The sequence below is a fragment of the Bradyrhizobium sp. 6(2017) genome, from assembly GCF_011058295.2.
Classification (GTDB): Bacteria; Pseudomonadota; Alphaproteobacteria; order Rhizobiales; family Xanthobacteraceae; genus Bradyrhizobium; species Bradyrhizobium septentrionale.
Window position 1 is genome coordinate 978,202 of the sequence record NZ_CP049289.2, and the last position, 21,201, is coordinate 999,402.

At 65.9% G+C, this 21,201-nt stretch carries 23 protein-coding genes; 18 read left to right on the forward strand and 5 right to left on the reverse strand.

Features of this window, described 5'->3' with window-relative positions; translation table 11 throughout:
• Nucleotides 1–241: 241 nt before the first annotated feature.
• From G6P99_RS04630 to G6P99_RS04670, 9 genes are all read left to right on the forward strand, one after another.
• Nucleotides 242–1,279 (forward strand): ABC transporter substrate-binding protein, encoded by a 1,038-nt coding sequence (locus G6P99_RS04630; protein WP_029083147.1) that lies wholly within the window; start codon nt 242–244, stop codon nt 1,277–1,279.
• Between the two features lie 69 nt (nt 1,280–1,348).
• A complete protein-coding gene (locus G6P99_RS04635; RefSeq protein ID WP_029083146.1) occupies nt 1,349–2,392 on the forward strand; it encodes an ABC transporter ATP-binding protein in 1,044 nt (347 codons plus the stop codon).
• The gene (locus G6P99_RS04640) at nt 2,389–3,294 is read left to right on the forward strand and encodes an ABC transporter permease (RefSeq protein WP_029083145.1); all 906 of its coding nucleotides are present in this window, start codon (nt 2,389–2,391) and stop codon (nt 3,292–3,294) included. Before G6P99_RS04635 ends, G6P99_RS04640 begins: the two co-directional genes overlap by 4 nt.
• Entirely contained in the window at nt 3,291–4,097 is an 807-nt protein-coding gene (locus tag G6P99_RS04645) for an ABC transporter permease (protein ID WP_029083144.1), read from the forward strand. The genes G6P99_RS04640 and G6P99_RS04645 overlap by 4 nt, the downstream gene beginning before the upstream one ends.
• 8 nt (nt 4,098–4,105) lie before the next feature.
• Nucleotides 4,106–5,233 carry an NAD(P)/FAD-dependent oxidoreductase gene (locus G6P99_RS04650; RefSeq protein ID WP_029083143.1) on the forward strand — a complete coding sequence of 376 codons (1,128 nt, stop codon included), beginning with the start codon at nt 4,106–4,108 and terminating at the stop codon, nt 5,231–5,233.
• A gap of 11 nt (nt 5,234–5,244) precedes the next feature.
• A complete protein-coding gene (locus tag G6P99_RS04655) occupies nt 5,245–5,541 on the forward strand; it encodes a (2Fe-2S)-binding protein (protein ID WP_029083142.1) in 297 nt (98 codons plus the stop codon).
• Nucleotides 5,538–6,956 (forward strand): NAD(P)/FAD-dependent oxidoreductase, encoded by a 1,419-nt coding sequence (locus G6P99_RS04660; protein ID WP_165127450.1) that lies wholly within the window; start codon nt 5,538–5,540, stop codon nt 6,954–6,956. Before G6P99_RS04655 ends, G6P99_RS04660 begins: the two co-directional genes overlap by 4 nt.
• Nucleotides 6,953–8,074, forward strand: coding sequence for an NAD(P)/FAD-dependent oxidoreductase (locus G6P99_RS04665; RefSeq protein ID WP_029083140.1), 1,122 nt, complete (start codon nt 6,953–6,955; stop codon nt 8,072–8,074). The genes G6P99_RS04660 and G6P99_RS04665 overlap by 4 nt, the downstream gene beginning before the upstream one ends.
• 13 nt (nt 8,075–8,087) lie before the next feature.
• Nucleotides 8,088–8,435, forward strand: a complete 348-nt coding sequence (locus G6P99_RS04670; protein ID WP_029083139.1) for a RidA family protein — start codon at nt 8,088–8,090, stop codon at nt 8,433–8,435.
• Between the two features lie 179 nt (nt 8,436–8,614).
• On the opposite strand, the gene G6P99_RS04675 is transcribed toward G6P99_RS04670, so the two are convergent.
• Nucleotides 8,615–8,902, reverse strand: coding sequence for a hypothetical protein (locus G6P99_RS04675; RefSeq protein WP_245284797.1), 288 nt, complete (start codon nt 8,900–8,902; stop codon nt 8,615–8,617).
• Nucleotides 8,903–9,189: 287 nt separating this feature from the next.
• Between G6P99_RS04675 and G6P99_RS04680 the strand changes: the two genes are divergently transcribed.
• From G6P99_RS04680 to G6P99_RS04715, 8 genes are all read left to right on the forward strand, one after another.
• On the forward strand, nt 9,190–10,260 hold the full coding sequence (locus G6P99_RS04680; RefSeq protein ID WP_084518585.1) for a sensor histidine kinase: 1,071 nt from the start codon (nt 9,190–9,192) through the stop codon (nt 10,258–10,260).
• Between the two features lie 153 nt (nt 10,261–10,413).
• Nucleotides 10,414–11,070 carry a response regulator transcription factor gene (locus tag G6P99_RS04685; RefSeq protein ID WP_165127454.1) on the forward strand — a complete coding sequence of 219 codons (657 nt, stop codon included), beginning with the start codon at nt 10,414–10,416 and terminating at the stop codon, nt 11,068–11,070.
• A 139-nt stretch (nt 11,071–11,209) separates the two neighbouring features.
• Nucleotides 11,210–11,593, forward strand: a complete 384-nt coding sequence (locus G6P99_RS04690) for a hypothetical protein (RefSeq protein ID WP_245284796.1) — start codon at nt 11,210–11,212, stop codon at nt 11,591–11,593.
• 1 nt (nt 11,594) lies between these two features.
• Entirely contained in the window at nt 11,595–13,346 is a 1,752-nt protein-coding gene (locus G6P99_RS04695; protein ID WP_029083134.1) for an OmpA family protein, read from the forward strand.
• Complete coding sequence (locus tag G6P99_RS04700) at nt 13,346–13,846, forward strand: Rab family GTPase (protein WP_029083133.1); 501 nt, start codon at nt 13,346–13,348, stop codon at nt 13,844–13,846. The genes G6P99_RS04695 and G6P99_RS04700 overlap by 1 nt, the downstream gene beginning before the upstream one ends.
• A gap of 287 nt (nt 13,847–14,133) precedes the next feature.
• Nucleotides 14,134–14,547 (forward strand): DUF3597 domain-containing protein, encoded by a 414-nt coding sequence (locus G6P99_RS04705; protein WP_029083132.1) that lies wholly within the window; start codon nt 14,134–14,136, stop codon nt 14,545–14,547.
• Between the two features lie 72 nt (nt 14,548–14,619).
• Nucleotides 14,620–14,904 carry a hypothetical protein gene (locus tag G6P99_RS04710; RefSeq protein WP_029083131.1) on the forward strand — a complete coding sequence of 95 codons (285 nt, stop codon included), beginning with the start codon at nt 14,620–14,622 and terminating at the stop codon, nt 14,902–14,904.
• Nucleotides 14,905–14,994: 90 nt separating this feature from the next.
• A complete protein-coding gene (locus G6P99_RS04715) occupies nt 14,995–15,156 on the forward strand; it encodes a hypothetical protein (RefSeq protein ID WP_165127456.1) in 162 nt (53 codons plus the stop codon).
• Nucleotides 15,157–15,215: 59 nt separating this feature from the next.
• On the opposite strand, the gene G6P99_RS04720 is transcribed toward G6P99_RS04715, so the two are convergent.
• Both G6P99_RS04720 and G6P99_RS04725 read right to left on the reverse strand, forming a co-directional pair.
• On the reverse strand, nt 15,216–16,034 hold the full coding sequence (locus tag G6P99_RS04720; RefSeq protein WP_029083130.1) for a class I SAM-dependent methyltransferase: 819 nt from the start codon (nt 16,032–16,034) through the stop codon (nt 15,216–15,218).
• Entirely contained in the window at nt 16,021–16,485 is a 465-nt protein-coding gene (locus G6P99_RS04725; RefSeq protein WP_029083129.1) for an Rrf2 family transcriptional regulator, read from the reverse strand. Before G6P99_RS04725 ends, G6P99_RS04720 begins: the two co-directional genes overlap by 14 nt.
• A 342-nt stretch (nt 16,486–16,827) precedes the next feature.
• Here G6P99_RS04725 and G6P99_RS04730 point away from each other — a divergent pair, with 342 nt between their 5' ends.
• The gene (locus G6P99_RS04730; protein WP_051346547.1) at nt 16,828–18,918 is read left to right on the forward strand and encodes a tetratricopeptide repeat protein; all 2,091 of its coding nucleotides are present in this window, start codon (nt 16,828–16,830) and stop codon (nt 18,916–18,918) included.
• A 46-nt stretch (nt 18,919–18,964) separates the two neighbouring features.
• Here G6P99_RS04730 and G6P99_RS04735 read toward each other — a convergent pair whose 3' ends face one another.
• Both G6P99_RS04735 and G6P99_RS04740 read right to left on the reverse strand, forming a co-directional pair.
• Nucleotides 18,965–19,246, reverse strand: a complete 282-nt coding sequence (locus G6P99_RS04735) for a helix-turn-helix domain-containing protein (RefSeq protein WP_029083127.1) — start codon at nt 19,244–19,246, stop codon at nt 18,965–18,967.
• A 109-nt stretch (nt 19,247–19,355) separates the two neighbouring features.
• Nucleotides 19,356–21,095, reverse strand: a complete 1,740-nt coding sequence (locus G6P99_RS04740; RefSeq protein ID WP_165127458.1) for an ATP-dependent Clp protease adaptor ClpS — start codon at nt 21,093–21,095, stop codon at nt 19,356–19,358.
• Between the last annotated feature and the right edge of the window lie 106 nt (nt 21,096–21,201).

Sequence of the window (21,201 nt, forward strand, 5' to 3'; positions counted from 1 at the left end):
CATATGGAGCCTGTCATTATTCATTGGACGGCGAAAGCGAGGGCTGCGATCTTTTTCATCAAGTCTGGATGCCGCATGTTTTTTCAGCAGATTGGAATGGCTGAAAGGACGTTGGCGGTTTCTAGATACCGTTTTATCGCTCGGCTCGGGCTTTGAACGGGCGCAAGGCCAACCACACGCGCCGGCCTCCCGGTCATCGACTGCCGGGACGCCGCTGCGCAGCGAAATGGGAGCTTGGACGATGAAGACTCTTCGCCTTCTGTGCGCAGCCAGCCTCGCGGCGCTGGTCTCGGTGTCGTCGCAGGCCTCGGCCCAGCCGACGACGCTCTACGTCGCGGGATACGGCGGCTCGTACGAGAAGACGATGCGCGACGAGGTGATCCCCGCGTTCGAGCAGGCCAACGGTGTCAAGGTTCAATATGTCGCCGGCAACTCGACCGACACGCTCGCCAAGTTGCAGGCGCAGAAGGGCAACCAGCAGATCGATGTGGCGATCGTCGACGACGGTCCGATGTACCAGGCGATCCAGCTTGGCTTCTGCGGCAAGCTCGATGGTCTTTCCAACGTCGATCTCTACGACACCGCGCGCTTCAAGGACGACCGCGCGGTGGCGATCGGCATCGTCGCCACCGGCCTGATGTACAACACCAAGGTGTTTGCCGAGAAGGGCTGGGCGCCGCCGACATCGTGGAATGATCTGAAGGATCCGAAGTACCGGCAGCAGCTCGTCATTCCGCCGATCAACAACACCTACGGCCTGGAAGCGCTGCTGATGCTGGCGCGGATGAACGGCGGCAGCGAAGCCAATGTCGACGCCGGCTTCAAGATCTTCAAGAACGACATCAATCCGAACGTGCTGGCCTATGAGCCGTCGCCGGGCAAGATGACCGAGCTGTTCCAGTCGGGCCAGGCTGTGCTCGCGGTATGGGGCACCGGCCGCGTGCAGAGTTTTGCCAGCACCGGCTTCCCCGTCGACTTCGTCTACCCGAAGGAAGGTGCCGCTACGCTGCTCACGACCGCTTGCCCGATCGCCAAGCCGAACGCATCGCCGCTCGCCGGCGCCTTCATCAAGATGTTGCTTGATCCGAAGATCCAGCTCGTGCTGCTGAGGGAATATGGCTACGGGCCGGTGCTGAAATCGCTGGTGATCCCCGAGGGGCTCGGCAAGATGGCGCCGATCGGCGAGCGCGCGGCGAAGCTCTACAATCCCGACTGGACGGCGATCAACGAGAAGCGCGAGGACTGGACCAAGCGCTGGAATCGCGAGGTCGAGCGCTGACCTCGGGCGCAAGCCGCCTCTCGCCCGCGCCATCAATCCCGGCTCCTTCAATATCCGGAAAGCACATCGATGTCCTTTCTCGAACTCGAGCACGTTGCCAAACAGTTCGATTCGAAGACCGTCGTCGACGATTTCAGCCTCGCGGTCCGCAAGGGCGAGTTCATCTCGTTTCTCGGTCCGTCCGGATGCGGAAAGACCACGACGCTGCAGATGATCGCGGGCTTCCTCGAGCCGTCGCGCGGCGCGATCCGGCTCGAGGGGCGTGATCTCACCGCGGTGCATCCGGCAAGGCGCGGCCTTGGCGTGGTGTTCCAGAGCTATGCGCTGTTTCCGCACATGACCGTGGCCGAGAACGTCTCCTTCGGGCTCGAGATGCGGCGCGTGCCGCGGAGCCAGCGCGCCGAGCGCGTGACTGCTGCGCTCGCAATGGTCGGGCTTGCCGGCTTCGAGGAGCGCTATCCGCGGCGGATGTCGGGCGGCCAGCAGCAGCGCGTGGCGTTGGCCCGGGCGCTTGTCATCCAGCCGAGCGTGCTGCTGCTCGACGAGCCGCTGTCGAACCTCGACGCCAAGCTGCGCGAAGAGATGCAGATCGAGCTGCGCCAGATCCAGCGCACGCTGGGCACCACCACGATCCTGGTCACCCACGATCAGAACGAGGCGATGTCGCTGTCGGATCGCATCGTGGTCATGAGCCAGGGCCGCATCGAGCAGATCGGCACGCCGCAGGAGACCTATGAGCGGCCGGCGTCGGCCTTCGTCTCGCAGTTTCTCGGCAAGACCAATGATTTTGCCGCGACCGTGGACCGGACAGCCACGCCGGCACGGCTGGTCGCCGGCTCCTGGCATGCGCCGGCACCGGCGACTGTGGCCGGCCCGGTGACGATCAGCCTTCGCCCAGAACGCATCAGCTTTGCCGACGCAGGGCTCGCCGCCAAAATCGTCACCCGGATTTTCCAGGGCAATCACTGGCTGTTCCAGTGCGAGACCGAATGCGGGCCCGCGCTCGTGGTCCGTCAGAACGACGGCAAGCCGCAGCCGGCCGAAGGCGAGGCGGTTCTCCTGGCGTGGCGGCCGGAGGACATGAGCGTGCGCCCGAGTGGAGGCGTCGCATGAGCGCTGTCGACACCGCGCCGCGAGCCGTTGCGGCATCGTCCGGCCAGAGTTCAACAAGCGCGCCGTGGCTCTTGTCCGCGCCCGCGTTGATGCTGTTCGTCGGCGTGCTGGTGATCCCGCTCGCCATGACCGTGATGCTCTCGTTTCACGACTGGGGCCAATACAAGGGCATCGAGCCGGTCTTCATCCTGAAGAACTGGCGCGAGATCGCGAGCGATCCCTATTACGCGGAGATGTTCTGGCGGACATTCCGGATCGCGCTGCTGGCGACCTTGATCACCGCCGTGCTCGGCGCGCCGGAGGCCTACATCCTCAACCGCATGAGCGGACGCTGGAAGGGCTTCTTCATGCTGCTGATCCTCGGCCCGCTGCTGATCTCGGTGGTGGCGCGCACGCTCGGCTGGGCGCTGCTGTTCGGCGGCAACAACGGGCTCGTCAACAAGCTCCTGATGTCGCTTGGGGTGATCAACGCGCCGCTGCCCTTCATGTTCACCGAAACCGGCGTCGTCATAGCGCTGGCCCATGTCATGATGCCGTTCATGGTGCTCTCGGTCTGGGTCGCGCTGCAGCGCGTCGACCCGCAGATCGAGAATGCCGCGATGTCGCTCGGGGCCGGTGCCTTCACCATCGTCCGGCGCATCATCCTGCCGCAGATCATTCCCGGCGTGCTGTCGGGGGCGATCATCGTGTTCTCGCTGTCGGCCAGCGCATTCGCCACGCCCGCTATCATCGGCGGCCGCAGGCTCAAGGTCGCGGCGACGCTTGCCTATGACGAATTCCTCAACACGCTGAACTGGCCGCTTGGTGCGGCGGTCGCGGTGCTGCTGCTGGTGGCGCTGGCGCTGATTGTGGTCGGCAGCAACGCCCTGATCGAGCGGCGCTATGCCGAGGTGTTCCGATGAGAACCAACGGCCCGCTGGCGCTCGCCTTCCACGCCATTTTCGTTGTGATCATGCTGGCGCCGATCGTCGTGGTCTGCCTGGTCGCCTTCACGCCCGAGGGCTTCCTGTCGCTGCCGACCAACGGCTTCTCGCTGCGCTGGTTCAGGGCGATCGCGAACTATCCGGAATTCGTGCACGCCTTCTGGGTCAGTCTCGGGCTCGGCATGCTGTCGTCCTTCGTCGCGCTGTTGTTCGCGGTGCCGGTGGCGTTGGCGATCGCACGCTACCGGTTTCGCGGCCGCGACGCGCTGGTGGCGCTGTTCCTGTCGCCGCTGATGATCCCGCATGTGGTGCTCGGCATCGCCTTCCTGCGCTTCTTCACCTCGATCGGCATGGGCGGGAGTTTTGCGGCGCTGCTGGTTGCCCATCTGATCGTGGTGTTCCCGTTCGCGCTGCGCCTGACATTGGCCGCGGCAACCGGCATGGACCGCTCGATCGAGATGGCGGCGGTCTCGCTCGGCGCCGGCGGTTGGACGCTGTTTCGCCGCGTCACCCTGCCGTTGATCCTGCCCGGCGTGATCAGCGGCTGGGCGCTGGCCTTCATCCAGTCCTTCGACGATCTGACCATGACCGTGTTCCTGGCCGCGCCCGGCACCGAGACGCTGCCGGTCCGCATGTTCCTCTACATCCAGGACAACATCGATCCGCTGGTGACGTCGGTATCCGCGAGCGTGATCGCGATCACCATGACGGCGCTGATCCTGCTTGACCGCTTCTACGGGCTCGACCGCGTGCTCGCCGGCAAGAGCGATCCGGGGCGATAGGAGAACCTATGCACAAGGACTATGACGTCGCGGTCGTCGGCGGCGGCCTGCTCGGCTCCGCAGTTGCCTGGGGGCTGGGCCGGCTCGGCAAGACGGTGGCCGTGCTCGACGAAGGCGATATCGCCAAACGCGCCTCGCGCGCCAATTTTGCGCTGGTCTGGGTGCAGAGCAAGGGGCTCGGCATGCCGGCCTACACCGGCTGGACGGTGCGGGCATCGGAAGCGTGGGGCAGGCTCGCGGCCGAATTGAAGGACCAGACCGGCCTCGACGTCGCCCTGCAGCAGAATGGCGGATTTCATCTGACGCTCGGCGAGGACGAGTTCGCGCAGCGCGGCCAGCTCGTCACGCGCATGCACAACCAGGTCGGCGCGGCCGACTACAGGATGGAGATGCTGTCGGCATCATCAGTCAAGAAGATGCTGCCGCTGATCGGTCCCGAAGTCTCGGGCGGCAGCTTCTGTCCGCTCGACGGTCACGTGAATTCGCTGCGCACGTTCCGCGCCTTTCATACCGGCATGAAACTGTTCGGCGTCGACTATCTGCCGGAGCGGCCGGTGTCCGCGATCGTCAGCGAGGGCGGCGAATTCAGGCTCGCGACGCCGCAGGGCGAAATCCGCGCAGCAAAAGTCGTGCTCGCGGCCGGCAACGCCAATCAGAATCTGGCGCCGATGGTTGGCCTCGATGCGCCGATGGAGCCGACGCGCGGACAGATCGTCGTGACCGAGCGCACCGTGCCGTTCCTGCCGCACCCGCTGACCACCGTGCGCCAGACCGACGAGGGCACGGTGATGATCGGCGACAGCCGCGAGGAGCAGCTCGATGATCGCGCGGTCAATCATGCGGTGAGTGCGGTGATGGCGGATCGCGCGCAGCGCACGTTCCCACATCTCGCACGCCTCAACGTCGTGCGCACATGGGCCGGCATCCGCGTGATGACGCAGGACGGCTTTCCGATCTACGACCAGTCGGAGCGCGCGCCCGGCGCATTCGTTGCCTGCTGCCATTCCGGCGTGACGCTGGCATCCAACCACGCCTTCGACGTCGCTCGCATGATCGCCGACGGCGCGCTCGAGCCCGAATTGGTGGGGGCGTTCTCGGCCCGCCGCTTCGGCGCGCCGCGCGCAGGCCAGCATTGAAGAGGCATCCAATGTTCAAACGATCCGATCAAGACAAGCGGCCGAGCGTGCAGATCTTTGTCGATGGCGCCGCCATCGAGGCGCGCGCCGGGGACACGGTGTCCGCGGCGCTGCTGGCCTCTGGCCGCGACGTGCGGCGCGCCACCGCAGTCAACGGTGCGCCGCGGCTGCCCTATTGCATGATGGGCGTCTGTTTCGACTGCCTCGTCACCATCGACGGCGTCGGCAATCGGCAGGGCTGCCTGGTGCCGGTCACTGAGGGCATGCAGATCGAAATCCAGAAGGGCAAGAGGGAGATCGGCCGATGACCACGACGCCTCGTCGCGACAATTATGACGTCGTGGTGATCGGAGCGGGCCCGGCAGGGCTTGCCGCGTCCGCGATGGCGGCCGGGGCCGGCCTGTCGACACTGCTGCTCGACGAGAATCCGGGCCCCGGAGGCCAGGTCTGGCGCAGCATCGCGTCGACGCCGGTGACGGCGCCCGAGCAACTGGGGGCCGATTATTGGGCGGGCGCCGATATCGTTGCGGACGTGCAGTCGAGCGGCGCCGAGATCGTTCACCGCGCGACCGTCTGGAGCCTCGATCGTTATCTCGAGCTCGCCGTCTCGGTCGGCGGCACGTCGTCCTTCGTCAAGGCAAGGCGCGTGATTCTCGCGACCGGCGCGCTGGAGCGGCCATTTCCAATTCCCGGCTGGACGCTGCCGGGTGTGATGACCGCGGGGGCCGCGCAGACGATGTTGAAATCGTCGGGCCTGGTGCCTGATGGCCGCACCGTCATCGCGGGCCAGGGGCCGCTGCTGTGGCTGCTGGCGGCCCAGATCCTGCGGCTCGGCGGCCGGATCGATCGCATCCTCGATACGACGGAACGCCGCAATTATCTTGCGGCATTGCCTCACGCCTTGGGATTCCTGATGTCGCCCTATTTCGCCAAGGGGCTCGCGATGATGCGCGAGGTGAAGGCGAAGGTCCCCGTCGTCACCGGCGTCAGCGAGCTCGTTGCATCCGGCGATGGCCAGCTTGCCAGCGTGAGCTATGTCGCCGGCGGGCGGCGCGAGACCATTCCGGCGGAGCTGCTGCTGCTGCATCAGGGCGTCGTGCCCAACGTCAATCTGGCGATGGCGGCAGGGATCGAGCACCGCTGGGATGACCGCCAGCTCTGCTGGTCGCCGGTGCTCGATGCCGACGGCAACACGTCGGTCGCAGGCATCGCCATCGCGGGTGACGGCGCCGGCATCGGCGGCGCCAACGTTGCGGTGGCGCGTGGCCGCATCGCCGCGCGCGCCGCGGTCGAAGCGCTGGCGCCTGCCGCCACGGCGAAACTCACCGCCGAAAATTTGCTCAAGACGGCGCTGGCGCAGGCCGAACGCGGCCGCGCCTTTCTCGACGTGCTGTTCCGTCCGGCGCGCCAGTTCCGGATCCCGTCGGCGGACACGATCGTTTGCCGCTGCGAGGAGGTGACGGCCAAGGACATTCTCGATGCCGTCGCCATCGGTGCGACCGGTCCGAACCAGCTCAAAGCCTATCGGCGCACCGGCATGGGTCCCTGCCAGGGGCGTCTTTGCGGTCTCACCGTCACCGAGCTGATGGCAGAGGCGCGCGGCAAGAGCCCGCAGGAGATCGGCTACTACCGGCTACGCGCGCCGGTGAAGCCGATCACGCTGGCGGAGCTCGCGGCCATGCCGCGGACCGAGGCCGACGTCAAAGCGGTGGTGCGCGGATGACGAAGCTTGCGGATACCATCATCGTGGGTGGCGGCATCCACGGATGCTCGACCGCGCTTCATATGTGCCTGGCCGGCATGAAGCCGGTGCTGATCGAGAAGGACTATGCCGGACGCCACGCTTCCGGCGTCAACGCCGGCGGGGTCCGGCAACTCGCACGGCATGTCGCCGAGATTCCGCTCTCCATTCGTTCGATGGACATATGGGAGCGGATCGAGCAGCTGGTCGACGACGATTGCAGCTTCGAGAGCCATGGCCAGGTGCTGGTCGCCGAGAACGCCGCGGAGCTGGAAACGTGCCGCGCCCGGGTTGCGGAGTTGAACGCGCTCGGCTTCACCCATGAGGAGCTGATCGACGCAACGGAGCTGCGGCGGCTGGTGCCTGCGGTGGCCGACAGCTGTCCCGGCGGCGTGGTCTCACCGCGCGATGGCGCGGCCAATCCGGCGCAGACCACCACGGCGTTTCGGCGCAAGGCCGAGATGCTCGGAGCGACCGTGCGCGAGGGCGTCGCCGCCAGCAATATCCGCCAGCATGACGGGCTCTGGCATGTCGATGTCGGTGCCGACAGCTACGCCGCGCCGGTGCTCGTCAACGCCGCCGGCGCGTGGGCCGGGCGGATCGCCGCCAGTCTCGGCGAGCCGGTTCCGGTCGAGACGGTGGCGCCGATGCTGATGATCACCTCGCGCGTGCCGCATTTCATCGATCCCGTCGTGATCCTGCGTGGCCGCAAGCTGTCGTTCAAGCAATTCGCCAATGGCACGGTGCTGATCGGCGGCGGCCATCTGGCAATACCGGATCAGGACCGCAACGAGACGGTGCTCGACTGGCACAGCCTTGCGGTGAGTGCGCGCACCGTGTTCGAGCTATTCCCGGTGATGCGTGCCGCGACCATCATGCGCGCCTGGGCCGGCATCGAGGCGCGCACCAGGGACGAGCTGCCTGTGCTGGGGCCGAGTGCCCGTCACAAGGGGCTCTATCACCAGTTCGGCTTTTCGCTGCATGGCTTTCAGCTCGGTCCCGCCGCCGGCGCGGTAATGGCGGAGTTGATCGCCAATGGCGGCACCCAGACCCGGATCGGCGATCTCGGCATCGAGCGCTTCCAGACTTCCCAACCCTGAAGACGAGGACATCATGACCATCACCCGCAGCATCCGCACGCCGATCATGCATCGCGCCGTCGAAGCCAACGGCTTCGTATTCATCGGCGGCACCATCGCCGACGACACCAGCGTCTCGATGGGCGAGCAGACCCGCAACATCCTCGGCAAGATCACGGGCTATTTGAAGCAGGCCGGAACGGACCCCTCGCGCGTTGTCAGCGCCTCGATCTTCGTGACCGACCTGTCGAAGAAAAAGGAGATGGACGCGATCTGGACCGAATTCTTCGGCGACAATCTGCCGGCGCGGGCAACGGTCGGTGTGGCCGATCTCGGCGGCGGCGCACTGATCGAGGTGGTGGTGACCGCGCTCAAGGGCTAAGCATGATCCGGAAAAGTGCATAGCGGTTTTCCGAACAGATCATGCTCAAACGAGAAGCATGATCCGGACCCGACGGGCCGCGTTAGCGCAAAGTGCATCGCGGTTTTCCCTCGCGACAAACGCGGAACGCGTTTGCGCGGAGATCGTGCGCAGACAGGAGCCCAGGGCGCGATGAGGGTTCAATCTGAACTCATCGCGCCCTGGACCACGCCGTCCGCCGTCGGAGCTGCATAAATTTCCCGCGCGCGCTTGGTCACGGCCGCATAACGCGCCGTGGCGCTGAGGCTCATCAGGCCGGCGCGCACCAGTCCGAGAATGGCACGCCGGGAGTGGAACGGCCCGGTCTTGCGCGCGGCATATCCGCGCGGATAGAGCTGCAGGCGGCCGGCGAGAGCCTCCTGCAACGCCACCTTCTGGGTGGCACTCAGGCGCCGGCGCCGTGCGGGCTTCTCTGCTTCCGCCAACATACGCAGCTCGATGCGCGACGATTTTCGTGGCGCGGCCCTCATTGTCAGCTCAAGCTCCGGTCGACCGGCGCGGCCCTGCAAGGGCACAGCCCGGCTGGCGTCGCCATCGGCGACGGCATGTGGCACATCATGGATTGCGCCGTTGCTCATAGTTGAGAGACAACCGCATTTCGTGCGGTTGCGGCATCTGACGAAAGTCAGGATCGGTTGTGACGAAAGTCATATTCGTTTGCGGCCGCCACCGGCTTACGCCAGAGTGGGCTGCTCGCTGAGCTGATGGGCAACGCATGATCGATCTGAGCGCGGATTTGCTTGCGGCCGCAGAAGCCGATGTCATCGGTCTCGCCGTCATCGCTGCTGACCGACGCATGCATCGCAAGATCGGGCGGCTGGTCGAATGGCTTCCCGCCATCGGCGTCGATTGCTGCGAGTGCATGCTGCTGGTCGGCATGGAAGCCGAGTTGGCGGCACTGGCCGAGGGCCAGCGTGACATGATCGCGCTCGCCGGTGTGCGTGGCGCCTCGCCGGGGATCACGCAGCCGATAACGGCGGTGGTGCGGTGGAATGGCGCGCAGTCGCATTATTTCGTCATCGCCATGCCGGACTTCGCGGGCCGTCAGGTCGAAACGCTGCTCGGCAGCGAGCGCCGGGCACGGCGGCTGATGGAGCAGCAGCTCGAGGCGGCGAGCGCCGAGGTGCGGTTTGCCTCGCTGGCGCGGACCCGTCTGCGGCTGGCGCGCGATCTGCACGATACGCTGGTGCATTCGATCGTGGCGTTGCTGACCCAGATCCGGCTGATCAGGCACTATTTGTCGGCCGATCCCGCACGCGTGGCCGACAGTCTTGCGACCGCGGAAGACGCGGCGGCGAGCGGCCTTTCGCGTGCCCGCGAAGCCATCGATCGTCTGCGCACGCCCGACGATCTGAAGCTTGATCCCGATGTCGAGGGACTGCTGAGCGATTTCGCCGCACGCAGCGGCGTCAGGGTCTCGATCCAGATCGACGAGCAGGCACGGCCCGGCTTGCGCGACTGCGGTCTGACCGTTCAACGCATCCTCTCTGAGGCGCTGCGCAATGTTCAGGCACATGCCCAGGCGCGCCGCGTCTCCTTTCACGCCTTCGCCGAGCCGGCCGCGGTCGGCCGCAAGCTCGTTGTCGAGATCCGCGATGACGGCCGCGGCTTCGATCCCGCAGAGCCTACTCCAGGACATTTCGGATTGATTGGCATGGCCGAATTTGCTGAACTTGTCGGCGGAAGCTGCGCGGTGGAGAGCGCGCCTGGCCAGGGAACGCTGGTCCGGATATTGCTGCCCGTGGCGGTGCCGCCGACAGCGTCTGTCGGCGTGCTGGCTGATTGATGTCACGGCCCGCGCATTGAGCGCGTTTTTTCGAGCAAAGTGGCTACCGGTTCGCGTAAAGTAAACGCGACCAACAAGAGGATAAGAGCATGATCCGATTCGATCGGATCATGCTTTGGAGCGAGAAGACCTTCGAGAGGATGACGGAAGCCCGTGAGCAGGATTGAGAAGGTACGGGTGCTGATCGCCGAGGATCAGACGCTGATCAGGGAAGGTATCGCGACACTGCTTGCCCAGCAGAACGACGATTTCGAGATCCTGCCTGGTGCGGCCGATGGCGAGCAGGCCATCGAATTCGCGCGGCGCTATCGGCCGGACGTCATCCTGATGGACCTGCAGATGCCGCGGGTCGACGGCATTGCCGCGACCCAGCGGATTCTCCGCGAGCTGCCGCAGACCCATATCGTGGTGCTGACGACGTTCGAGACCAACGATCTGATCTTCCAGGCGGTCAGCGCGGGCGCCAAGGCGTATCTGTTGAAGGACGCCAGGATCGAGGAGATCGCGGGCACGATCCGCGCCGTGATCAACGGCCAGTCCGGGCTGTCGCCGAGCGTCGCCGCGCGCATCCTCGACGAGTTCAAGCGGCTGCGCGGCCCGCGCGTCTCGGCGAAGCTGCCGGTTCGCGACGGGCTGACGGCGCGGGAGAATGAAATTCTCACGCTGATCGTCGAGGGCAAGAGCAATACCGAGATAGGTGAACGGCTGCATTTGGCCGAAGGAACCGTGAAGAACTACGTCAGCACGATCCTGGAGAAATGCCAGGTCAAGAACCGTACGGAACTGGCAATAAAGGCAATAACTTACTAGAAATAATTGCCCCAAGCAGCACAACTACGCGGTTGATCCGGCTGAGATTGCTCGCCTTTCTCTGGGCCGCGCCCGTAAAATTGGCTATAGGATTGTTCCGGATTTGCTTTTTGACACTGCACGTCCGGATTGCGCGGCCATGAGTAATAAGCAGGGAATGACCATGAAGGGTATCGAGCGCCAGACCACCGATGGACTGGCAAACGCTCCGGCGGCCGGCAACGGCGTGGATCCGGCGGCGCATGGCATGGCGGCGATCGATCAGGTCCGCGATCTGCTGTTCGGCGGCGCGCAACGCTCGCTCGAGACCAACCTCTCGGGTCTGCGCGAGGAGATGCAGGCGCAGCTCAAGCAGATGCAGGCGGACTTCACCAACGAGCTCACCGCGCTACAGGCGCGGCTCTCCGACCTCGAGCGGGATACCGAGCAGAAGCGCCTCGACTCGCTGAAGGATGTCGGTGCGGCCATCACCCAGCTCGGCGCTGCGATCAGCGGATTGGGATCGGGCCGCTCGGGCAATTAGCATGGCAGCTGCTGCCGGCCAGAACCGCGAGATCGAGCAGCTCAAGACATTGCTGTTTCAGCCCGAAGCGACGCGTCTGACGTCGCTGGAGGCCGACCTCGACTCGCTGCAGCGATATGTCGGCAACGCCGACCGCCTGGAGACGGCAACCGCCGGCATCCTGGTGGAGGCGCTGGAGCGCGCCGAGGTCAACCGGCCGCGCGAGCTTGCCAGTGCGATCGCGCCGGTCGTGGTCTCCGCGATCCGGAGCGAGATCAAGAATTCGCGCGAGCAGATGATCGAGGCGCTCTATCCGATCGTCGGCCGGCTGGTCAGCGCCGCGGTTGCGAATTCGTTTCGGGAACTGGTTGCCTCGCTCGAGCAGCGCATCAATGCGTTGACCTCGGCCCAGCTGTGGGTGGGGCGCGTCAAGTCGCTGGTGACGGGACGCCCGATCAGCGAATTCGTGCTCGCGGACAACCCGCCGCGCGTCAACCGCCTGCTGATCATCGAGCGCGGCAATGGCCGCCTGATCGCGGACTGGAAGCGCGACGCCACCGACGACGAACGCGCCGACCTGCTCAGTGCGATGGTCGCGGCGATCCTGGAATTCTCGGTGCAGGCGCTCGCCGGCGAAGGCAATCTGCAGACGCTCGATTTCGGCGGGCGGCAGCTCGCGCTGCGCGCCTCGCCCCGCTTCATCCTGGCGGCGGAGTGCCTCGGGCCGCTGCGTCCCGCCGACAATGCCAGGATCAATTCGCTGTTCTTCGATGCGATCGAGCGCATCGACCGCGGCGCGGATTGCGATGGGCCGATGCTCGCCACGCTCGCCGCGTCGATCGAAACCGATGACACCCCGCGCAGGATCGCGAGCCGGCGCGGCAAGGTCATCCTGATCGCCTTGCTCGCGGCGGTGGCCGCGCTGTTGCTCTGGCTCGCCATGACGTCGCTGACGCGCAGCCTGCTGGAGCGGCGGACCCACGCGGCATTGGAGCAGCTCGCCGCCAAGCAGCCGCTGCTGGCCTCGTTCCCGGTTCGGCTTGATTTCGATCACGGCAGCCGCAGCGTGGCGGTCTCGGGTATCGAGCCCAGCCAGCTGGAGACCGCGCCATTGCTCGACGCGCTCGCAGCCGCGACGGCGCCGTACAGGATCGTCAACCGCATCGGCCTGGTGTCCGCACCGGAGCAGGTCGCGGCATCGCAGGCCGGCATCGCGGGCCTGCAGCAGAGCATGGCGCGCCTGCAGGCGAGCCTCGACCAGATGCGCGAGGCGATGAGCGCACAGGCCCAGTCGGGCGACCAGAAATATGCCGCGCTGAACGCGCAATATGACAAGCTCGGCGAGCAGTACGCGAAGTTGGGCGAACAGGTCGTCAAGCTGCAGTCGGTCGTCGACGGTCCGGCAGGGCGGCTCGACCGGTTCATCGCCACCACCGCGATCTTCTTCGTTTACAACGCCGACGAATTCCTCGACGCCGATCAGGCCGAGCAGCAGCTTCGCGAGCTCGCCGGATTGCTGGCGAACAACGATCTCAGGCTGCGCATCGTCGGCTACGCCGACCAGAGCGGCACGGAAGGCACCAACCGGACGCTGGGGCGCAAGCGCGCCGAGCAGGTGCAGCGCAGGCTGACCGCGCTTGGCGTCGATCCGTCGCGGCTGATCCTGGTGTCGCGCGCCGCGACGATGCCGATCACTGACCGGCCCGACACCACCGCCGGCGGCAACCGCCGGGTGTCGTTCGAGACGGTCTATCGAGGCGAAGTGTCGCGCTGATGCTCACCGCAAAAGTCATGTTGCTCGGCGATATGGGGGTCGGCAAGACGTCGATCCTCTACCGGCTGATCTACAATCGGTTCGAGGGCCAGTACAAATCGACGTTGGGCGTCGAGATCCTGAGTCATGACGTGGTGCCGGCGGACGGCAGCGATCCGATGCGCCTCGTGCTGTGGGACACCGACGGCGATTTCGGCACGCAGATCTTCGACACCGTCTATGTCACCGGCGCATCCGCCGCCATCATCGTGTCCGACGTCACGCGGCCGCAGACGGTGACCCGCATGGTCGAGCTGGTCCGCGGTTTCGAGGAACGGTTTCCGGGCCGGCCGTACCGGGCGCTGTTGAACAAGATCGACCTGCCGGAGGCCGCGGGAAGCGCCGGCGCGATCGGCGAGCTCGCGAAGTCGAGCGTCAAATCGGTCAGCGCCAAGACCGGCACAGGCATTGCGGAATGCTTTGTCGAACTCGCGCAGACCATCCGCCGCCGTCAGCTTTAGCTCAGGAAACCTAGGCGCAGGTTTGTGTCAGCCGCCCCGACTTCTCGGGGCTGGCGAATCGGGCCGGGACGGCTGACTTCATCGCACGTGGGGCGTACGATGAAACGCTCTCGATATGCGGCCGCTTGGCGAGCCGCACACTCTTCCCGCAAAGTGCACCACGCAGCCCACACTCCGATAGTGACGATGGTCATCTTCCGTTCGGCCAATGGCCTGCCTATCGTCCGCTCCGTCACTGGAACCAGCCATGAGGCAGAAGGTGTCTCGGGCGCACGGAGTGAGAGATCATGAGCATTTTTGGAAGCATCATGGGTGCAATCTTCGGCCATGGCGCCCAGGCCAAAACCGCTGGGACCGCCGCTGAGACCACAACGACGGCTGCGCCGGGTGCCTCGCCGGCAGCACCGTCGACGTCGGCTGCATCGACAGCGCCCGCGGCGCAAACCGTCGACGTCGCGGCGATCGTCGACAAGGCCGCCGCGGCCACCGGCGAGAAGCTCGACTGGCGCAGCTCGATCGTCGATCTGATGAAGGCGCTCGGCCTCGACAGCAGCCTTGCAGCGCGCAAGGAGCTCGCGAGGGAGCTGCACTACACCGGCGATACCGACAACACCGCCACGATGAACGTCTGGCTGCATCAGCAGGTGATGGCCAAGCTCGCCGCCAATGGCGGCAAGCTGCCGGCCGACATCAAGACCTGACGATTTGCCTTGGTGCGAGGCGCGCGTCTCGCACGGCTTCGAACGATCTGGATTGCGTGAGGAGCAGTTGTGATGGCCTCATCTCATCTTGCCATCCTGAACAAGCGGCGGTCCGCCATGTTGCGGTCCGCCGGATCGATCGGCGCGGCACTTGGATCTATCGCGTTGACGCTCGGTATCGCCATTGCCATCGCACATGCCGATAGCGCCAGCGACGAGCCGCGGCCGGCGAATGCGAATGTGCAGCGCGCCGCGCAGAACCTGCCGCCGGCGCGGGTCATCCTGCCGGCGCCGTGGGAGCAGGCTGCTCCCACGGCGCCGGTCGCAGCGCCAGCGAAGCCGGCAGACCGCAAATAATCTTCGCGCTTTCGTTGCGACCGGCGATCCACGCCTTGCGTAGCGAGCGCTGCGAATGGCCCGCACACCGCCCAGCTCTGGAGCCTCGCCATGCCAGAACAGGTCAAGCTGCCCCGAAAATTGTCGCAGGAGCCCGGTGGTCCGTCGACACTGCGGCCGAGCCACCGGCGGGTGATCGAGGACCGCTGGGCCAACAGCCCCGGCCTGCAGCCGCCGAGCGATGGAGAGAAGCAGGACGACGATACGCGCTGAGGCGAGAACGGCACGGCCACAGACCCGCCTCACCGAGCCCGCCAAACTCCGCACTGCGATCAGAGCCGCCGGGCCGTCGCGACCAGTGCGGTCGAGGGAATCGCGAAGATGTCACCGACCCGTCCGCGCTCGATCTCGCTCCGGAAGGCGCGCGCGACCGCGGCGCTCTGGCCCGCGTCGAGCCCACTCCAGTGCGGCATGAATTCGAACAGTCTGTCGACATCGCCGGGATTGCCGACATTGAGTTTGAAGTCATGGGTGATCTCGGCCACCGCCGGATCGGAGAAGCCGGCGGCGATGAGCGCGGCAGTGAGGCGGCCGGGATCGGCGAGCTCGGCGAGGCCCGTGCAGGGCATCGGTGTGACATTGTCGGGATAGAGCCGCCGGATGATCTGCGCGAGCTGCAGATGCACCGCGGCGCCGTCGGCGCTTTTCCAGACCGCAATCGCGGCCGTCCCGCCTGATCGCGTCACCCGCGCCATCTCGCGCAATCCGGCGCGCCAGTTGGGAAACAGCATCACGCCGAACACCGACACCGCCGCATCGAATACGGCATCTGGCAGGTCGAGCGCCTGGCCGTCCATCTGCCGCGCCTCGATATTCGCGACATCATGCGCGCGGACCCGCGCCACCATGCCGGCGGAGAAGTCGATCGCGGTGACGTCTGCGCCGGTGCGGGCGGCGGCAAGCGCTGCCGCACCGGTGCCGGTGGCGACGTCGAGCACCCTGGATGACGGGCCGATCGGGAGTGTTGCGACCGCGGCGTCGGCGAAGTGCGTCGTGAACGGCTGCGACTGCGCCTCGTAGGTGGCAACCATCTTGTCCCAGTGCGCGGGATCGTTGAACGGCAGCGGTTTCGCCTGCTCACTTGACTGCATGGATCTGGTCCTCGAGGCTTTGTTTGTGCTTGGCGAGCCGGCGCTTGAAATCCTTGGCGAGGGCATCGAGCGTCACCGCGCCGAGCCGCTTCAGGAAGATCGCCTCGACCTCTCGAAACGTGCCAGACAGCGCGTCGTTGACCGCCTGTTCGACCAGACAGCCGGGATTTTCCGAGCGATGGCCCATCGCAACGATGGTGGGCGCGCCGACCGCGCGATAGATGTCCGCGAGCGTGATGTCGGCGGGATCGCGCGCCAGCGTCCAGCCGCCGCCATGGCCTTTCTCCGAACGGACCAGCCCCCGCTCGCGCAGGCCCGCCATCACGCGGCGTACGACCACCGGGTTGGTGGCCATCGCCTGGGCAAGTTGCTCCGACGTGACCGGCTCGCCCGCTCCGATCATGTGGAGCAGGCCGTGCAGCACACCAGACAAACGGCTATCGCGTATCATGTAACTTCATATGTTGCATGATGGGCCGGACGTCAAGAGGGGCGATGGCGGGCGCATCATCGCTCCTGGTCGCCCTCTTACCTCCCCTTGAAAAGGGGAGGTCGCCTTGCTCCGCAGAGCAAAGCGGGTGGGGATCCGCTCTCTCCGCTTGCAGCGTCGTCTGCGGCTGACCCCCATCCCGACCTTCCCCCTTTCAGGGGGAAGAAGAGATCAGGGCCTGCACCCGGGTTATGATTCTTCAATCGGGATATTCGTGCCGGATTTGGCGGCGCCGCCCGTTTAATCCCTATCGGGATTGTGAAGGGCGAGGGCGGTATCGTGGGCAGTGTGGCGGTTGATCGAATGTTGCTGGATGCGGTGGCGCATTATGGCGCTGGCCGCGCGACGGAGGCCGGCACGCTGTGCGGCGATATCCTGACCGCCGATCCCGACCATGTTCCGGCGCTGCATCTGTCCGCCGTCATCGCCTTCGTGACCGATCGTGCTGCGGAGGGCGCGGTGCTGCTGAACCGGGTGTTCAGCCTCGATCCGCATCATGGGCCGGCATTCGCCACGCTCGGCGACGCGCTCGCCGTGAAGGGCGAGCATGAGGGCGCGGCGGCGGCGTTCCAGCGCGGCGTGACGCTGCGGCCGAAGGATGCCAGCCTGCACATCAAGCTCGGCGTTGCGCTGTGCGACCTGTCGCGCTTCGACGAGGCCGAGACGGCATTCCGCCGCGCCATCGCGCTCGATCCCGGCCTGACGCGGGCGAAGTTCAACCTCGCCGTTGCGCTGGCCGGGCAGCGGCGGCCGGTCGAGGCGGAGCAGGCCTATCGCGAGGTGATCGCGCGGGACCCGGCCTATCGCGGCGTCTGGCTCAATCTCGGCAATGTGTTGACCGATCAGAACAAGCTCGGCGACGCCGCCACCGCCTATCGCCGCGGCATTGGCGCCGATCCCGACAATGCCGGGCTGCATTGCGGTCTCGGCGGCGCGCTCTACCGCCAGGGCCTGCTCGACGACGCGATTGTGCAATTTCGCCGCGCGACGGCGCTCGATCCGGAGAACCTCACCCCGCAGCGTCTGCTTGCGATGGTCCTGCACGAAGCGGGCGAGCGCGAGGAGGCCCTCCGCATCTATCGGAATGTCTCGGCCCGCGACCCGTCCGACCACGTCATCCTCAACAATCTCGGCGCCTGCCTGTTCGAGCTTGGGCAGGTCGACGACGCCATCGCCTGCGCCGAGCTCGCGCTGGCGCTCAAGCCGGACTATGCGGCTGCGCACACCAATCTCGGGATCATCTTCGAGGCGCAAAATCTGGTCGAGGCGGCGGTCGCGGCACATCGGCGCGCCATTGAGCTCGAGCCCCATTACGCCAAGGGCCATGCCAATCTCGCGGTCGCGCTGCGCAATGCCGGCGACATCGATGCGGCGCTGGTGGCCTCGCGCAAGGCCATCGCGCTCGATCCCGATCAGCCGCTTGCGCATTACAACCACGCGCATTTCCTCCTGATGAACGGCGAGTTCGAGGAGGGTTTTGAAGAGTACCAGTGGCGCCGCAAGACCAAGATGCTCAGTGACGGCGATCCCGTGTTCGACGAGCCCGAATGGCAGGGGGAGCCGCTCGCCGGGCGCACGCTGCTGCTGTTTGCCGAATACGGGCTCGGCGACGCCATCAATTTCGTCCGCTATGTGCCGATGCTGGCGGGCAGAGGCGGCCGGATCATCCTGCAGGTGCAGCCGGCGCTGGTCTCACTGCTGCGGCCGATGCTGCCCGATGTCGCGGTGTTCGCCCGCGGCGAGCCATTGCCGCCGTTCGATCTACAGCTGCCTCTGCTGAGCCTGCCGCGGATCTTCCGCACCACCGTCGATACGATTCCCGCTGACGTGTCCTATCTGCAGGCGGATGCCGTCAAGCTCGCGCGCTGGCGCGCGGCGCTCGCCGGCGCTGCCGGGCTGAAGGTCGGCGTGGTGTGGGCCGGCAACCCGAGGCACAAGGGCGACCGCCAGCGCTCGCTGCCGGCAGACGCCGTGTTGCCGCGGCTGGTCACACCTGGTGTCCAGCTCTACAGCCTGCAGAAGGAACCACGGCCGGATGATGCTCCGATCCTGCGGCGTCTCGGTTCCGATATCGTCGACCTCGCGCCGACGCTCGGCGATTTCGCCGACACCGCGGCTGCCGTCTGCGCGCTCGATCTCGTGATCGCCGTCGACACCTCGGTCGCCCATCTTGCCGGCGCACTCGGTCGCCCGGTTTGGCTGCTGTGTCCCTATGCGCTGGACTGGCGCTGGCTGCGCGATCGCGCCGACACGCCGTGGTATCCGACCATGCGGCTGTTCCGCCAGGACCGACCGCAGGCCTGGGACCGCGTGCTGGCGCGGATGTCGGACGAGCTTGCGCGTCTCGCGGCCGGCGAGCGTGACTTGCTGCTGGCGCCGGTGCAGCGGGGATAATCAGCCAGCGGCGCCGATGGGCGGGCGGATCGTCTGTTGCTTGGCGTTACGCCGCCGAGAGCCGGATCTGGAACTTGCTGCCAGTCGCCTTGGCAAATCGTAGCAGCGTCTTGGTGCTCGGCAGCGTTTGGCCGCTTTCGAGGCGAGCGACGGTCGACTGACTCGTGCCCATCCTGGCTGCGAGTTCGGATTGCGATAGTCCCGCGCGTCGACGCGCCCTGACCAGCTCTGCAGCGATCTCGAACTCGGGCGCAAGGGCATCGTATTCAGCCCTGACCTTGGGATTGGCCAACAAGCGCGCCTTGAGCTTTTCGAATGGAATGGTCATGCAATTCCCTTTGCTCGCTGCAACGCCAACTCGATCTCCGCGGGCAAGCGGGAGGTTATCTCATTTTTGAGATGGAGTGGAGCGCGGGGACGTCCCGATGCGTCGGCCATCACCCCGCGCTCATTCCCTGCGCTCCGCCGAGCAGCTTGACGTTGAGCCGGCCGCCGTCGAACAGCATCTCATTCAGCGCGCCGTCGATGTCTTCAGCGGTGACGTCCCGGCCGCCGCCGCGTGCGATGCTCGCCTGAGCGATGCGGCGCATCAGCTCCTTGATGAAGGCGGCGCTGACGCTTGCCGTGCGCGCCACCGCCTGGTCGATGATGGCCTCGTCGAGCGGCAGGCCCTTGCCATAGAGCCGGATCAACTTGCCGCGCCCGGTCTCGTCGGGCAGCGGCACCTCGATCGCCTGGTCGATGCGGCCGGGCCGGCCGGCCAGCGCGCTCTCCAGCTCTTCTGGCCGGTTGGTGGTCAGCACGAACAGGATATCGCAATCCTCCTTCAGGCCGTCCATCTCGTTGAGCAGCTTGTTGAGCAGGGATTCCTCGCACGGTCCGCCCATGTCCTCGCGGTCGCGCGCGATCAGGTCGACATCCTCGATCACCACCATGGTCGGCTGCAGCAGCCGCGCAAGGCTCATATAGGCACCGAGCAGGCCGACCTGCTCGGCGGTGACGATCAGCGTGGTGTGGCCGGGCAGGTTGGTGGCAAGATAGCGAATGGTGTGGGTCTTGCCGGTGCCGGGCGGGCCGTAGAGCAGGATGCCCTTGCGGGTCGACTGGCCGAGCCCGCGCAGCAGATCGCGGCTTTCGACAAAGCCGAGCACGTTGCGGTCGAGCAGCCGCAACGTCCGGTCCGGCAGGATCACGTCATCGCGAGCAACCGTCGGCAAACGATGCACGGTCAAGCCACGCGAACGTCCGCGATAATTGGCGCCATCCTCCAGCGACAGGATCTTGCCGCGATAGGATCGCGCCGCATGCACGGCTATTTCCAGCTCGGCGAAGATGCGCTGCACGAAAGCATTGCCGGCCGCGCCGGCGGGCACCGCAAGCTCGATCCGCAGTGATGGCTCGTGGTTGTATTCGCGATGGAATGTCAGCAGCACCGCGTAGCGCAGCTCTTCGGTTCGGCACAGCCACAGTCCATTGGCGAGGCACTTCACCGGTTCGGCCTCGCCGATGTCGACGTCGTGATATTGCGGCGGCGCGATCGCCGGTGCATTGCGGCCGGCCTTCATCAGCGCCGCGAAGTCGAGGGTCTCGTAGCGATATTCCTCATGGATGCCGAAGAAGTGGATCGGATCGGTGAGCAGCTTCTCAATCGCGACCTGAACGTCGGCGCGCATGTGACCCGGAAACTGTCGCGCCCGCGTCACGATCAGGTTGCGCGGCACGTCGGCGAAATGCCAGTCGAGCGCAACGTAAGCGGATCGAAACGTTTCGCTTGGCAATTCTTCCGAGCTGCGGCGTGCGGCGAGCAGACAATCACTGCACAGCGAGGCGGTCGCACCGGTCATACCGGCGAGAAAAATCTCCGTCACGGCCCGCGGGGCTTCGCAGAGATCGCAGGGGCGGCTGGCGTCGGCGGATTCGGAGGTGATCATCAATGGCTGGCCGTTGGAGCGGATCAGCCACTTCGCCGAGTTGAATATTGCCCGTGCCACCGGTGCCGGATAGGGGCCGCACGGAATAGCACCTTTGGCTTCGATCAAGGCAGCCGCCGCGACGGCTTCCTGCTGGGATTTTCCGAACACCGTTCGCAACAAATCCTGCACGAATTCCAGCGGGGTTTCATCGTCGTCGTGGATGAAGAGCTGCACCGGTCCGTCGTCGGCAAAAACATCGTGCATGAGAGCCCCGCAACGCAATGGAACGCAAAAGAACAAAATAAGAACATCATAGAGGCCCTTGCTCGTCAAGCGAAAGATTGTCCTATCTCAGCCCTGGCGTGTGGGG

Excerpts from the sequence above, each read along its gene's own strand:
- G6P99_RS04655 (WP_029083142.1), top strand. The coding sequence starts at position 5,245 with ATGTTCAAACGATCCGATCAAGACAAGCGGCCGAGCGTGCAGATCTTT.
- G6P99_RS04660 (WP_165127450.1), top strand. The coding sequence starts at position 5,538 with ATGACCACGACGCCTCGTCGCGACAATTATGACGTCGTGGTGATCGGA.
- G6P99_RS04675 (WP_245284797.1), bottom strand. The coding sequence starts at position 8,902 with ATGTTGGCGGAAGCAGAGAAGCCCGCACGGCGCCGGCGCCTGAGTGCC.
- G6P99_RS04690 (WP_245284796.1), top strand. The coding sequence starts at position 11,210 with ATGAGTAATAAGCAGGGAATGACCATGAAGGGTATCGAGCGCCAGACC.
- G6P99_RS04645 (WP_029083144.1), top strand. The coding sequence starts at position 3,291 with ATGAGAACCAACGGCCCGCTGGCGCTCGCCTTCCACGCCATTTTCGTT.
- G6P99_RS04730 (WP_051346547.1), top strand. The coding sequence starts at position 16,828 with ATGTTGCTGGATGCGGTGGCGCATTATGGCGCTGGCCGCGCGACGGAG.
- G6P99_RS04725 (WP_029083129.1), bottom strand. The coding sequence starts at position 16,485 with ATGATACGCGATAGCCGTTTGTCTGGTGTGCTGCACGGCCTGCTCCAC.
- G6P99_RS04665 (WP_029083140.1), top strand. The coding sequence starts at position 6,953 with ATGACGAAGCTTGCGGATACCATCATCGTGGGTGGCGGCATCCACGGA.
- G6P99_RS04635 (WP_029083146.1), top strand. The coding sequence starts at position 1,349 with ATGTCCTTTCTCGAACTCGAGCACGTTGCCAAACAGTTCGATTCGAAG.
- G6P99_RS04640 (WP_029083145.1), top strand. The coding sequence starts at position 2,389 with ATGAGCGCTGTCGACACCGCGCCGCGAGCCGTTGCGGCATCGTCCGGC.
- G6P99_RS04735 (WP_029083127.1), bottom strand. The coding sequence starts at position 19,246 with ATGACCATTCCATTCGAAAAGCTCAAGGCGCGCTTGTTGGCCAATCCC.
- G6P99_RS04680 (WP_084518585.1), top strand. The coding sequence starts at position 9,190 with ATGATCGATCTGAGCGCGGATTTGCTTGCGGCCGCAGAAGCCGATGTC.
- G6P99_RS04740 (WP_165127458.1), bottom strand. The coding sequence starts at position 21,095 with ATGCACGATGTTTTTGCCGACGACGGACCGGTGCAGCTCTTCATCCAC.
- G6P99_RS04705 (WP_029083132.1), top strand. The coding sequence starts at position 14,134 with ATGAGCATTTTTGGAAGCATCATGGGTGCAATCTTCGGCCATGGCGCC.
- G6P99_RS04670 (WP_029083139.1), top strand. The coding sequence starts at position 8,088 with ATGACCATCACCCGCAGCATCCGCACGCCGATCATGCATCGCGCCGTC.
- G6P99_RS04715 (WP_165127456.1), top strand. The coding sequence starts at position 14,995 with ATGCCAGAACAGGTCAAGCTGCCCCGAAAATTGTCGCAGGAGCCCGGT.
- G6P99_RS04695 (WP_029083134.1), top strand. The coding sequence starts at position 11,595 with ATGGCAGCTGCTGCCGGCCAGAACCGCGAGATCGAGCAGCTCAAGACA.
- G6P99_RS04630 (WP_029083147.1), top strand. The coding sequence starts at position 242 with ATGAAGACTCTTCGCCTTCTGTGCGCAGCCAGCCTCGCGGCGCTGGTC.
- G6P99_RS04700 (WP_029083133.1), top strand. The coding sequence starts at position 13,346 with ATGCTCACCGCAAAAGTCATGTTGCTCGGCGATATGGGGGTCGGCAAG.
- G6P99_RS04720 (WP_029083130.1), bottom strand. The coding sequence starts at position 16,034 with ATGCAGTCAAGTGAGCAGGCGAAACCGCTGCCGTTCAACGATCCCGCG.
- G6P99_RS04710 (WP_029083131.1), top strand. The coding sequence starts at position 14,620 with ATGGCCTCATCTCATCTTGCCATCCTGAACAAGCGGCGGTCCGCCATG.
- G6P99_RS04650 (WP_029083143.1), top strand. The coding sequence starts at position 4,106 with ATGCACAAGGACTATGACGTCGCGGTCGTCGGCGGCGGCCTGCTCGGC.